Annotated in this window: 11 protein-coding genes; 6 read left to right on the top strand and 5 right to left on the bottom strand. The window is 41.3% G+C overall.

Going from position 1 to position 12,678, the window contains the following annotated elements; genetic code table 11:
* Nucleotides 1–54 precede the first annotated feature (54 nt).
* A complete protein-coding gene (locus J8L86_RS10575) occupies nucleotides 55–1,797 on the top strand; it encodes a sugar phosphorylase (protein ID WP_065110239.1) in 1,743 nt (580 codons plus the stop codon).
* Nucleotides 1,798–1,877: 80 nt separating this feature from the next.
* Here J8L86_RS10575 and J8L86_RS10570 read toward each other — a convergent pair whose 3' ends face one another.
* Complete coding sequence (locus J8L86_RS10570; protein WP_211030191.1) at nucleotides 1,878–3,332, bottom strand: methyl-accepting chemotaxis protein; 1,455 nt, start codon at nucleotides 3,330–3,332, stop codon at nucleotides 1,878–1,880.
* Nucleotides 3,333–3,939: 607 nt separating this feature from the next.
* Between J8L86_RS10570 and J8L86_RS10565 the strand changes: the two genes are divergently transcribed.
* Nucleotides 3,940–4,737: a molybdate ABC transporter substrate-binding protein gene (locus J8L86_RS10565; RefSeq protein WP_065110237.1), complete on the top strand. Its 798-nt coding sequence runs from the start codon at nucleotides 3,940–3,942 to the stop codon at nucleotides 4,735–4,737.
* Nucleotides 4,738–4,781: 44 nt separating this feature from the next.
* Here J8L86_RS10565 and J8L86_RS10560 read toward each other — a convergent pair whose 3' ends face one another.
* Nucleotides 4,782–6,719 (bottom strand): sensor domain-containing diguanylate cyclase, encoded by a 1,938-nt coding sequence (locus tag J8L86_RS10560; protein WP_211030189.1) that lies wholly within the window; start codon nucleotides 6,717–6,719, stop codon nucleotides 4,782–4,784.
* Between the two features lie 484 nt (nucleotides 6,720–7,203).
* Between J8L86_RS10560 and J8L86_RS10555 the strand changes: the two genes are divergently transcribed.
* The 3 genes from J8L86_RS10555 (at nucleotide 7,204) to J8L86_RS10545 (ending at nucleotide 8,913) form a co-directional block, all read left to right on the top strand.
* Nucleotides 7,204–7,554 carry a DUF4870 domain-containing protein gene (locus J8L86_RS10555; RefSeq protein WP_055025937.1) on the top strand — a complete coding sequence of 117 codons (351 nt, stop codon included), beginning with the start codon at nucleotides 7,204–7,206 and terminating at the stop codon, nucleotides 7,552–7,554.
* Nucleotides 7,555–7,661: 107 nt separating this feature from the next.
* A complete protein-coding gene (locus J8L86_RS10550; protein WP_055025938.1) occupies nucleotides 7,662–8,318 on the top strand; it encodes a Bax inhibitor-1 family protein in 657 nt (218 codons plus the stop codon).
* 73 nt (nucleotides 8,319–8,391) lie between these two features.
* The gene (locus J8L86_RS10545; protein WP_082972450.1) at nucleotides 8,392–8,913 is read left to right on the top strand and encodes a GNAT family N-acetyltransferase; all 522 of its coding nucleotides are present in this window, start codon (nucleotides 8,392–8,394) and stop codon (nucleotides 8,911–8,913) included.
* 5 nt (nucleotides 8,914–8,918) lie between these two features.
* Here J8L86_RS10545 and J8L86_RS10540 read toward each other — a convergent pair whose 3' ends face one another.
* Nucleotides 8,919–9,458, bottom strand: a complete 540-nt coding sequence (locus tag J8L86_RS10540) for an NAD(P)H-dependent oxidoreductase (RefSeq protein ID WP_211030187.1) — start codon at nucleotides 9,456–9,458, stop codon at nucleotides 8,919–8,921.
* Nucleotides 9,459–9,548: 90 nt separating this feature from the next.
* Nucleotides 9,549–9,947: a VOC family protein gene (locus tag J8L86_RS10535; RefSeq protein WP_065110233.1), complete on the bottom strand. Its 399-nt coding sequence runs from the start codon at nucleotides 9,945–9,947 to the stop codon at nucleotides 9,549–9,551.
* A gap of 210 nt (nucleotides 9,948–10,157) precedes the next feature.
* Between J8L86_RS10535 and J8L86_RS10530 the strand changes: the two genes are divergently transcribed.
* Nucleotides 10,158–11,063, top strand: a complete 906-nt coding sequence (locus J8L86_RS10530; protein ID WP_080914568.1) for a LysR family transcriptional regulator — start codon at nucleotides 10,158–10,160, stop codon at nucleotides 11,061–11,063.
* 90 nt (nucleotides 11,064–11,153) lie between these two features.
* Here J8L86_RS10530 and hutW read toward each other — a convergent pair whose 3' ends face one another.
* Complete coding sequence (gene hutW, locus J8L86_RS10525) at nucleotides 11,154–12,539, bottom strand: heme anaerobic degradation radical SAM methyltransferase ChuW/HutW (protein ID WP_065110231.1); 1,386 nt, start codon at nucleotides 12,537–12,539, stop codon at nucleotides 11,154–11,156.
* Nucleotides 12,540–12,678 lie beyond the last annotated feature (139 nt).

Raw genomic sequence — 12,678 nt, 5'->3', positions numbered from 1 at the left:
CGATAAGGCTGGTGGGCTGCCAGTCTAATCTGATAAACGTTAGAAGATAGGCTTATGACAGAAATAGAAAGTTTAAAGCATAAACTGATTCAACAGCTTGGATGCATTTATAAAGATGTTGAGCTAACACAAAGTTATGATGAACTTGCTGATGTGTTGGTCGATATTATGCGCATTACTCAAGGTGGCTTTACTCCTCGACCATACAGTAATCATTGGTCTGAAAAAGATGTGGTAGTGATAACCTACGGCGATAGCATTATTGCAGCAGATCAAAAACCGTTGGCCACGTTATCCGACTTTATGGATACGCATCTTGAATGCATTAATGCGGTGCATATTCTGCCATTTTTCCCATTTAGTTCGGATGATGGCTTTGCTGTTATCGATTACTCAAGCGTCAATGATGGCTTGGGTGATTGGTCTGATATTACCGCCATAGCGTCAAAGCGCAGACTCATGTCTGATTTAGTCATCAATCATTGTTCTAGTCGAAGTGCTTGGTTTCAGAACTTTATCAAGGGTGAAGGTATTGGGCATGATTACTTTTTTACCGCCAATGTTGACGATGATTTATCTCAAGTGGTTCGCCCAAGAACCTCTGCGCTATTAAGGCCAACTCATACAAGTAAAGGCTGGCAGCATGTCTGGTGTACCTTCAGTCATGATCAAGTGGATTTTGACTTTAGAAATCCACAAGTGCTTATCGAATTTACACGTATCATTAGGCAATACCTTGATGCCGGCGTGAATATTTTCCGCCTTGATGCCGTGGCATTCTTGTGGAAAATTGTCGGCACGAAATCAATTAACTTACCGCAAACCCATGAAGTGATCCGTTTATTACGCACATTAATAGAGCATGCTCAACAAGATGCAGTCGTGATCACCGAAACCAATATTCCCAATACTCAAAACCTGACTTATTTTGGCAACGCCAACGAAGCGCACTGTATTTATAATTTCTCATTGCCGCCATTACTGATTAATACTTTGATTACAGGAAGCTGTTTGTATTTAAAACGTTGGCAAATGAGCATGCCTCCAGCACAGGATGGCACCACTTATTTTAACTTTATTGCTTCACATGATGGTGTGGGTTTAAGGCCTGTTGAAGGGATATTAGAGCAGGATGAAATTGACAGTCTAGTAGAAACCATGGTGTTGTTTGGCGGTAAGATTTCCAGCCGAACGAGCGAAGATGGCCATAAAAAGCCCTATGAAATGAACATCGCACTCATCGATGCCTTGCAAGGTACAACGAAAGGCAAAGACCAATTTGGTTTAGCGCGCTTTACCTGTGCCCATGCCATTATGTTGGGGCTGGAAGGGATCCCTGGGATATATATTCATAGCTTACTGGGCACCGAAAATGATTATGAGAAACTGGCTAATACCTCTCATAATCGCTCTATTAATCGTCATCGCTGGGATGCAGAGCAACTGAATGGCTTGCTTGCCGATGACAATAGTACCCATGCTAAAGTGCTTGCTGCACTGACTAAGCTGATAACTATTCGAACCAATCAAGCTGCATTTAATCCTAATGCGACTCAATTTACCTTGCACTTAGGGTTGCAGTTATTTGGCTTTTGGCGTCAGAGCCGCGATCGTAGACAGAGCATTTTTTGTATCAGTAATATTTCAGACCAACCGATAGATTTACCCTTGGCCGAGCTGAACTTAATTGGTACCGAAACCTGGTTTGATTTGATTGACGGCGAAGTGATCCACGATATTACTGCTACGCAATTATTAGAGCCTTACCAAACGGTTTGGATTAGTAACGCACCTTAACGATCAAAGCTTATTAACGAAAAATACAATGAGGCGAAGATGCGATTCGCCTCAATGAGTTAGCGAGTACCTAAGTCGGCTTATGATTTAGCCAAACGATACTGTTTTAAAATATCATCTAATCCAACAGATGCTTGAGTGAGTTGGTTTGCAATGGTCACTGAGCGATGTGATGTTTCATGTATCGTTTCTGCTTGGCTACGAATGTCATGCAGCTGCTGAGCAATATCACGAGAAGCTGCGCTTTGTTGCTCAGAAGATGAAGCGATTTGCGAGCTCATATCAAACACATGGTTAATTGAAGTGACCATGCCATCAACATCTTCACCCACCGAGGCAATGGCTTGTTGCCCTTGCTCTGCTTGTTTAACAATGTCTTCAGTAATATGCGATAAGGTGCCCGTGTCTTTCTGTAATCCTTCTATCATGGTTTGTATTTCTACTGTCGCTTGCTGAGTGCGACTAGCCAAAGTACGTACTTCATCGGCAACGACAGCAAACCCACGACCTTGTTCACCCGCTCGTGCCGCTTCAATGGCAGCATTAAGCGCCAATAAGTTAGTTTGCTCTGAAATACTATTAATCGTGGTGACTACTTCACCAATATTGGCAGCAGCTTTTGATAGCTCATCAACAGAGATAGATGCCTGCGAGATGCGACCCGTTAAAGTGCCAATACGATTGACGGCTTCACTGATTTGCACTTGGCTATTGTTGGCTTGCGATGAGCTTGTTTGAGTTTGTTCACTGGTACTGCTTGCATGGTGCGAGACCGCTTCAATCGCCGTGGTCATTTGCGACATCGCCACCGATACTGTATCTAAAAAGTTATGTTGATATTCAGTAAGCTGCTCACTTTGCTGCGCTTGCTGATTAAATTCTTGTGCGGCATTAGACAAGGTTTGCGCATTGGCTGCAATGGCGGTCACCATTTCGCTCATGTTATCGGCACTGCGATCAATTTCTCGGGCAATAAGACTGAAATCATCCGTACCAAAAAAATTAAGGCGGCAGGTTAAGTCACCTTCAGCAAGACGTTTGATGGCAACATACATGTCCCATAGTCCGCCACCTAACGAAGTCGAAATCCAATAACACAGTAGGTACAGAGGCAATAAACCGGCAAATGCCCAAATCAGCATGCTGCTTGCGCTGGATAAGGGGTCTGCCTCTAATTTAGCGACATTCACTGTTAGAATTAACGCTGAGTTATTGACAGGTGCGCTAACGGTAATGTTGTCTTGATAGCGTGCAGCTTGAGTTAATTGGCCAACTTTTGCATCAATGAGATGAGCGAAATCAACTAATGCCTGATCATCAAGCCCTTGAGCTTGAGCGCTTTGTGCAAAAGCATTGACTCTGGATTGGGCGAATTGCTCTGAACTGTATTTAACTTGATTGGTGTAATTGACGTATTGAGTCATAGCTATAGCGGCGGTAATCGCGGTGACAAGAGCGCATATAACCCAAAACTTACCGTTTAAACTGAGCTTAATAAGTACAGCATCTACTTTACGAAAGCTAATTTGTTTCATGTCGAGCATTCCTTTAGTCAAAGCAACAATCTAGCCCTGACATTAAGTTGCAAATGCGGTCAGTGCCTACAATATATTCTGTAAATTATATTGATAATTTAATTCATCAATACAAAGTGTTACATGTAATAAGCTGGCATGTTACCGAGTATTACCAGTGAATAAATCGAGACAGATCTCAGTCTGACAGTCACTGATTGTTTTTTATCTTTTTTTAGCGATTTATCTGTTGATTAATTTCACGTTACATCACCAATCAAACCCAGTTAATTGGTTGAGCTAAGTGAGGTGACATAAACACATTGTTTATTGGCACTGATAAAAGAGATATCGGCGCAGATAACAAAAAGTTTAGCGAGAAGTGCTGTGTCATTGGGCTAATAATGTCATGGCAATTAGCGAGCGATAGTCACTAACGTTATGTTCTTTACCGCAGTTTTCCTCTATGTAAATTATTGATGTGAATGTTTGATTTTGCGATGAATACCGAGTTTATTTTGTGCCGAAAAGCATAGTGTAAGCGACTGATAATAATGTAACGGCATGAATCAATAGTGATTAATGCCAAATCATTGACCTTAAAATATTAACTTGTGAGCGAATTAACATGAAAAAATGGTTAGTCACCTTAGCTGTAATGAGCAGCTTTTCAGCGAGTACGGTTGCCGCTGAGACAGTAGAGTTTAGAGCTGCAGGAAGTTTAAAGACGGCAATGACGGAAGTCGTTGCTCAATATCAAGATCAATATGATGTAGCAGTGGCGTCGCAGTTTGCCCCATCTGGATTACTACGTAAGCGAATTGAGCAAGGCGAGCATGTCGATTTGTATGCCTCTGCAAACATGAAACACCCAACGACTCTCAATAAAGCTGATAAAGCAGGGCCTGTAGTGCGATTTGCTGGCAATAAGCTCTGTGCCATTGCCCAGCAAAATGTCTCACTTACCAGTGAGCAGTTATTGGATAAAATGCTAAGCAAGGATATTAGAGTGGGCACATCCACACCCAAAGCGGATCCTGCGGGTGATTATGCTTGGAAGTTATTTGCCAAAGCTGAACAGTTACAAACTGGTGCTGAGCAAACATTACAACAAAAAGCGTTACAGCTAACAGGTGGTGAACACTCAGCTAAAGCGCCTGAAGGGCGCAACCCTTACGGTTGGGTAATGGAAAATAATCAGGCAGATATCTTCTTAACCTACTGTACCAATGCGGTATTGGCACAAAAAGAAGTGCCAGCGTTACAAATTATTAGCGTGCCAGAAGCATTATCTGTTGGCGCACAATATGGGCTAACGCTTGTGAATGGGGCTAACCCTGATGCCGCTGGTTTAGCGCACTTTATTTTATCATCGGATGGCCAAGCCATTTTGGCTAAATACGGTTTTGATACCCCATTAAAATAGTGATTTTAGGCCAGTATCGCTGGCCTAAATCAAGCGTTTTAGCTTTATACGACACTCAGTTTCGAGCTTGATGTCATTCGCATCTGAGTGTTGCTCGTCGTTGTCGCATCATATTGCACAACCTGATTTCGCCCCGCTTTTTTTGCTCTATACATGGCGATATCAGCATGTTTATAGGCTAAGGTTGCATCGTCTTTTACTTTAGTGACTCCACCACTAATGGTGAAAGGGAACTGCGAATTGGCATCAATAATACGGCAAAGTCGATTAAGCACAGCCTCAGCTTGAGCTGCTGAGGTGTGTGGCATTAACACTGCAAACTCTTCTCCACCAATGCGAGCGACAATGTCTGTCTCACGGCATTGCTGATTTAAAAAATGGGCTAACTTTTGCAATGCAACATCACCTGCATCGTGTCCATGCTTATCATTGATGACTTTAAAATGGTCTATATCGATGATCCCTAAACATGCTTGGTAATCAGGATAACGTTTAGTGTAAACCGTGAGATTATCTAGCTCCTTGTCAAACTTACGACGATTCCAGACTCCGGTTAAAGGATCCGACTCACTTTGGTTTCGTAACTCTTCTTCAAGCAGTTTTCGTTGCGTAATATCGATAAAGGTAATCACGTACTTTTTGACTTGCCCTATGTTGTTTTTTAACGTTTGTATTCGGGTTATCAGCGTATATTGCAGGCCTGATTTGTTATGACCGACAATCTCACCTTTCCATAAGTCATCCTTTTCTAATTGTATTTTTATGGCGGCAACTTGATGCTCATTGAGCGACAGGTTTAATTGATACAGTGATTTATTGAGTAGTTGTTTTTGGGTATAACCCGAAACCCGCACAAACTCTTGATTCACTTTTATCAATGCAAACTGTGGATTAGTAATAATCACGCCCGCAACACCATTAAAAGCGGCTTCAATCAATTGGCTGTTAGCCAATTCATTTTCATGCTGGTTGTATAATTTGAAAATGTAGCCACAAATACCCGCAATCAGTAGCAAAATGAGTAAGCCATTCACCAGCAGGTGTTGTTTTTGTTGTTGCACATAAGGTGAATCTGTCGGGCTCGATATAACAATATACTGACCAAGTGGGCTGTAGGCCTCTCCAAGGGATAGCCTTGCATAAGAGTAGATTGCATCATCTTGAGTTAGGCGGCCATTTTCAGACGATTGAATTTGCTTCCATAAATTAGGCATAAGCTCAGCCAAGCTAGAGCCAGCTTTGTTATGAAGTAAATTATCTAATGTTTCATTAGGTTGATCGCTTGCAAGTAAGTGGCCTTGATGTTCAAATATTTTTGTCACGACATTATCTTGATGAATCCCATCAATGGCGCTTAGCATGTTAGAAATACTCAGGTTTATTACCATAAACCCTTGACGTTTTTGTTGGTGATAAACAGGCGAGATGATACGCATGCTTGCCTGAATAGGTTGTGATAACTCACCATTTTCAATTTCTAAGTCGACAGGCCAAGTACCAACTTCACCTTGTTTTAGCTGCTTTGCATACACAAAATACGGGCGTTGAGACTTGTTTTGTAATTGCGCTGTAGGCACTCGCAAGGGTTGAACACCTAGGTTATTAACCCTAATTAGTTCAATACCATCATTGTTGATATAACGAATCTGCGAGTATATGGCTTCATTTTTTGCTACAAAATAAAACATATTTTCAAGCGTATCGCGGCTGCTCTGACTAGGGTGCTCAGTAAATTTCATGATTTGCGGGCTGGTAGTGAGCTTTTTGATGATGTCATCAACGCCCTCAATAACAGCTGCGAGCTTGTCTGTTGAAAACGTTAATCGCTGACTGTGCTTGTCATTGATACGCTTCATTTCGTCATTTTCAATTTTTTGGTACTGATTAAATATGTAAAACCCCACACTGATACTGAACATCAATATGACACTAAAAATCAGCTTGAATACGCGAATATTTTTTCTTCGTTGAGTCTGTTGCATAAGCCTACTTAGATGATAAAAAGTTGATAATCAATATGGCAGCACGTCACCAAACAGCCGCTCTTGGGTGATAACTAGCTTAATAAAAGCCGTAATTAAAGAGTTACCATTTAATGCCACAGAGCCTTGTTACGACTTTTTATTGAGGCTGATGACGCTGTAGTTTTAAACAATGACGCAAGGAAGGAGAGTCAGGTAAGCGTTATAAGATGATGTTTTTAAATGTTTAATGATAATTGTAAAGTGTGATTTTAATCAAAGAGTACTATTGCACTAACGTGGTGAGCTGGGTAATCTAAGTTAAGAAACATATTGTCATTCGAGACGTGAAGGATTGCTATCGAGTACGTGAAAAGGAGCTTTCAGATTTATCCTTACACCAGCTTTTGCATATTCCTGTCATAAACTCTGCTTAATATGCCTTCGATAACCACAACAACTCTAAAAGAAAAGTGCCTAAATCAGGCAAATAAGGATTGCAAAAATGAGTGAAGAAACAACATTACAAACTCAAGAAGTGAGTCAAGACTCTAAAAACTTGGCGCTACTTTGTTGGATAGGCACCATCTTTTTTGGTTTTATTCCTGGTTTGGTTTTATATCTCGTCAAGACTGATGATGAATATGTTCGCCAGCAAGCAAAAGAATCGTTAAACCTCTCGATCACCGTTATCATTGGTTACTTTATTTCAAGCCTTCTATTTATTATCGTTATTGGCATGTTGACCATGTTTGCTGTTGGGATATTTAACTTAGTGTTTTGTATTTTAGGTGCGATTGCGGCATCAAAAGCAGAAGACTTTAAAGTGCCTTATATCTTACGTTTAATTAAATAAACGTCACTGGGTCAGTATGACCAGAAAGGCTCAATGACGAAAGCTGCGCTTTCGTCATTTTTATTTGAACGTAAGTTGAAGAATGATTGAGTGACAAGGAAAGCTAAGTGGAAACAAATGTATTTGATCGAACATATACCACAGACAAGATTATCAGTGGGCCATTATACAATTTACTGATTGGGTTAACCCTATGCTGGGGCTTTGGCATTAACTGGTGGATGGTGACTAATATTTCCCCAGAAGCGATTGCATCTGTTAATTCTTGGGTATTTTTTATTGGTTACTTTGCGTCATGTTTTTTAGGTATTTACCTATTTTCATCGTCAGATAAACCTGTGGTGAGCTTTATTGGCTACAACTTCGTGGTCGTGCCATTTGGTTTCATTATTAACTTGGTTGTGAGTCAATATGACGCTGCACTCGTGTCTGAAGCCATTCGTATTACCGGCTTAGTGACTATTGCAATGATGTGTTTAGGCACATTGTTCCCTGCTTTTTTCAGTAAAATTGCCGGAGCGTTAACCATTGCGCTGTTGTTGGTTATCGTCATCGAATTGATTGAAATTTATGTGTTTGGGATCCACCATGGCATATTAGATTGGATAGTCGTGCTGATCTTTTGTGGCTATATTGGCTACGACTGGGGGCGCGCAAATCAAATTCCTAAAACAGTTGATAACGCGATAGATAGTGCCGCAGCCTTGTATATGGACATCATTAATTTATTCCTAAGAATTTTACGTATTTTAGGTCGCAAGTAAGTGCTCATTAGGCGTTAACATTAAAGAGCCGTAAGGCTCTTTTTTTGTCTCAATTAATATAGGGAAAGTATCATTGAAACTCGTTAAACCCAGTGCAGAATACCAATCGAGTTATCTTGCTTATATTGCCGAACTAGCCGATGAAGAGCGTTATCCTTTTCCACTGGATTTTGATCATCAAGATTTTGAAGCCATGTTGCAAAAAATTCAGAACTTTGCTGATGGGGTTAACTTGCCTCAAGGGTATGTCGCCAGCGAAACCTATTGGTTAGTTGATGAGGCTGAGTTAGTTGGTGTCGCCAACTTACGCTTGCGGTTAAATGACGCTATTAGACATTGTGGTGGGCACATTGGCTTGGGCATTCGTCCAAGTTATAGAGGTCAAGGCTTAGGAGCTGAACTCATGGGGCTGGTTATTGCTAAGGCAAAACTCAAAGGCATTACTGAGCTACATATTCATTGTTATAAGCACAATGTCGCTTCAGCAAAAATGATAATGGTAAATGGTGGGATACTAGCGTCAGAGATATCATTGTCAGACGATCAGAGCTCAGATAACGCTGCGGCAATAATACAGCGTTATCGAGTGGTTTGAATGACTTAGCTAACTAATTGAACCACAGCTTGATTCAGTTCTGCGATAAGTTCTGCATTGGTTAATTGACCTTTCTCGGCATCAAAGTTTTGATAAAAACTAGGGACTGACATTGAGCCTTTGACCTCAGCGGCAAAGTAAGGGGCTGAACCTGTCGCCGCTGCAAGTACTGTACTCGCGCCGCCAGGGCCAGGCGAGGTGGCCAGTAGTAATGTTGGCTTACCCTGAAATACTTTTTGATCAATGCGTGATGTCCAATCAAACAGGTTTTTATATGCTGCGGTGTATGAGCCGTTATGCTCTGCAAATGAAATAACGATAGCATCCGCATGACCAATTTTGTTGAAAAAAGCTTTAGCCAAGTCTGGCTGACCCAATTCTTTCTCACGGTCTTCACTGAATAATGGTATTTCATAGTCATTGATATCGAGCAATTCAACTTCGGCATTATCAACTAATGTCGCAGCATGGTTAGCCGCATATTGTGCGAGTTGTTTATTAATGGAATGACGACTGCTGCTTGCTGCAAATGCTAAAATTTTCATGTTATTGCCTTAGGCTCTTTAAGCCAGAATAAGTCAGTTAAAACAAAACGTATGTTGGGGTAAATTACTCGTATTTATTTATGTTTAACATCAATTTACGTGCTTGTATTCAATAAATTCGATGACATTTTTGTCAGGATCTCGAATGAAGAATGAACGTCCATTAATGTGCTGCATTAGTTCACCACTGAGTGGAATGTTGCGTTCGCTTAATTGCTCAATCATGACGTCAGCATCATTAATTTCTAACGCAATATGGGTATAGCCAGTGTGTTTAGTGGGAATATCCATTAGTACATTCGTGTCAGTTTGTGCGGCATTCAAAATAAAATTAATGTTGATACCACTCGGGTGTTCGACAATCGCTACTGGCTCTGGCCCTAATGGACCAGCCACATAATTAAATCCAAGTTGCGCGTAAAATGCTTTAGCAATATCAAGGTCTTTTACGCGTAACCCATAATGATTAATTCGAGTGATCTGTTCCATGATTATTTCCTTATAGTTAACCACTTAAAGGCTTGAGCCCTCGTGCGTTGATGTGGTTACTTTAGCGATATCACGGCGTGGGATTAAGTAGGTATAAGGTAAATGATTATTTCCATATGACTTGTAATTCTTGGTTATATTAAAAATTGGTGTTATTTTGGAATGAATGTCGACCTGTGTGTCTGGCTAATTTGATGGAGAGAGTGACATATGAATCTTGACCCTAAATTGTTTGATGGCCTGGTAATTTTTAGTCAAGTTATCGAATCTGGTAGCTTTTCAATTGCCGCCGAAAAAACCGGTCACTCGACATCGCACATCAGTAAAGTGGTGACAAAATTAGAACAGCGATTACAAACCCGCTTGTTACATCGCAGTACACGCTCATTGAGTTTAACGCCAGAAGGTAAGTTATTTCATCAGCAGTGTGTGCAGATAGTCAAAGATGCAGAGCAAGCTGTCGCTATGTTAGATAGTCGCTTACAAGTGCCTAGTGGCACGTTAAAAATTAGCTGCCCGGTCACTTTAGGTTTAATGCACTTACAACCGATATTGTCCTTATACATGCAGCAATACCCACAAATAAACTTAGACATTGATTTTAGTGACCGCCATGTCGACTTAATTCAAGATGGTTATGACTTAGCGATAAGAGCAACCCAACAGCTCGATGATTCTAATTTGATTTGTAAGCGCCTCAGTCGATTTCACGCATTAGTGGTAGCAACGCCAGCATATTTAGCAAAACATGGGACGCCGCAGTCTCCAGAAGACCTTATTACTCATCAATGTATTTGTTACACCAATTTAAAGCATCCTAGTCGTTGGGTATTTGAACACCCTGAAAAAGCGACAGTGACGGTCGATGTTCCCCAAGTTATCGGTTGCAATAATGCGGATATGGAATTAGCAATGGTGCTTGATGATCATGGTATTTGCCGCCTGCCTTCTTTTTATTTATCTAAGGCATTAGAGCAGAAAAAGCTAACGGTGTTGTTTAGTGACTATGTGCAACCTGAAGTGGATATTTACGCTGTGTATCCTAGTCGCAAGCATTTAACTCCAAAGGTGCGAAGTTTCATTGATATGCTGGTGGAGCATATGCCAGCTTCATAACTTGTCCATTATTCACGATATGAACAAGCGGTATTTGATCCAGCAGATATCACAGTTTATTGGTATATCTGCTTCGCCTCAGTTGGTCAATTAGCTTGCTAACTGTGCTTCTGCATTCATTGGGTTTTTAGCTAAATACTCAAATAAACCCGTTTGCATATTCACGTTCCAAAAACGGCCTGCAAGCGTGAGTTTCAAGCAACCGTCATCTATCGTTGCGAGTCCATTTTTCTGCCATGCTTCAAACAATGGCTGCAAATGAATAACAACATCGGTTTCAATCCCATCGAATGATAATGTGCCTGAGTCTAAGCCACGTTTAAAAATAGCATCAAATGCGGCAGATGGATTTGGGCTGAGCGCCATGCCTGGTACTTGTGCTGGCAATCGTGTCTGGCTGCTCGACTCTGCATCTTCAGTGACAACTTGTGCTTGGTGCCACTCACTTAACTCTCTGGCATTCATCATGCCATGACCATGAATGCTACCGCCGCCGCCAGCACCAAAAGGCAAAATTTCGATACCGCTTTTAGCGAGTGAGTTATACACACTGCGCTCACGGTCATCTCTGCGCCAATGACAGCTAGATAATCTTTGCCATTGCTGGCTTTCTAGTGCATTAGCACCATAGGCATACATGCTGGCACGGGTTTGGCTATCAGCCTGAAATTCACTGGTTTCAGTACCTAATACTTTGCCTTTTTCGCTGGCTTTATCGATACGGTTACCCGCTAAACCAATTAACTGATATAAATCGACGCCATGGGCTCCACAGTCAATTGCAGCTTGAATATCTTGTTGCCAAATATCCATGGTTTGCCCAGGTAAACCAAAGATCAAGTCGATGACAATACTGGCGCTTGGATGTTGGCTAAGCTGTTGTAATCGCTTAAGCAAAGTCTCTTTATCATCAAAACGACCTGCTGCTTTGCGTACAGCAGTATCAAAGCTTTGAACACCAAATGAAAAACGATTAAAACCGTTATCTAGCGCATTGTTAAACTTAGCGTCATCAAAACCATTTAGGCGGCCTTCTAGGGTGACTTCTGCATTATCAGCTAATGGAAATCGTTGAATAGCTTGGCCTAACTTGGCAATTTCCTCAGCGGTAATATCAGTTGGTGTACCACCACCGACGTAAACCGTGTCAAAGGGCTGACTTTGTGCCAGCCTTGTTTGCGATGCGAGCGTTAACTGCTGACACAATACTTCCATGTAGTGGCTAATGCGCTCAGGTTTAGCGCCATTTTCAAAGAAATTACAGAAACTACAACGCTTACGACAAAATGGAATATGAATATACAAGGCACGTTTATCTGCAGTTGTTTCCGTTTGCCACCATTGTTGCCAAAGCTGTTCATCAACTTTAATTGGACGGCTACCACTTCGACCTGCATGGGGAGCGCTTTTGACTTTAAATGCATGTTGCAAAGGGTCTGGGCTTGCAATGCCTGTCATGGAAGAAGTTAAGATCATGGTTACTCACATCAAGTAAAAATAAATATAGTTAATGATAACCATTATCATTTGCATTTTGCTTGGTTTAGATCAAGTTTTGCCGCTTTGCATTGTAAAGATTGTCAGCGAAACCGGGTTAAATAGATGCGTTAGTGAT

The sequence above is a fragment of the Shewanella sp. MMG014 genome, assembly GCF_018100775.1.
Taxonomy (GTDB): Bacteria; Pseudomonadota; Gammaproteobacteria; order Enterobacterales; family Shewanellaceae; genus Shewanella; species Shewanella japonica.
Note: the sequence above shows the minus strand (reverse complement) of the source record. Positions and strands in the feature narration are given on the sequence as shown.

Excerpts from the sequence above, each read along its gene's own strand:
- J8L86_RS10570 (WP_211030191.1), bottom strand. The coding sequence starts at position 3,332 with ATGAAACAAATTAGCTTTCGTAAAGTAGATGCTGTACTTATTAAGCTC.
- J8L86_RS10560 (WP_211030189.1), bottom strand. The coding sequence starts at position 6,719 with ATGCAACAGACTCAACGAAGAAAAAATATTCGCGTATTCAAGCTGATT.
- J8L86_RS10555 (WP_055025937.1), top strand. The coding sequence starts at position 7,204 with ATGAGTGAAGAAACAACATTACAAACTCAAGAAGTGAGTCAAGACTCT.
- J8L86_RS10540 (WP_211030187.1), bottom strand. The coding sequence starts at position 9,458 with ATGAAAATTTTAGCATTTGCAGCAAGCAGCAGTCGTCATTCCATTAAT.
- J8L86_RS10565 (WP_065110237.1), top strand. The coding sequence starts at position 3,940 with ATGAAAAAATGGTTAGTCACCTTAGCTGTAATGAGCAGCTTTTCAGCG.
- hutW (WP_065110231.1), bottom strand. The coding sequence starts at position 12,539 with ATGATCTTAACTTCTTCCATGACAGGCATTGCAAGCCCAGACCCTTTG.
- J8L86_RS10535 (WP_065110233.1), bottom strand. The coding sequence starts at position 9,947 with ATGGAACAGATCACTCGAATTAATCATTATGGGTTACGCGTAAAAGAC.
- J8L86_RS10530 (WP_080914568.1), top strand. The coding sequence starts at position 10,158 with ATGAATCTTGACCCTAAATTGTTTGATGGCCTGGTAATTTTTAGTCAA.
- J8L86_RS10575 (WP_065110239.1), top strand. The coding sequence starts at position 55 with ATGACAGAAATAGAAAGTTTAAAGCATAAACTGATTCAACAGCTTGGA.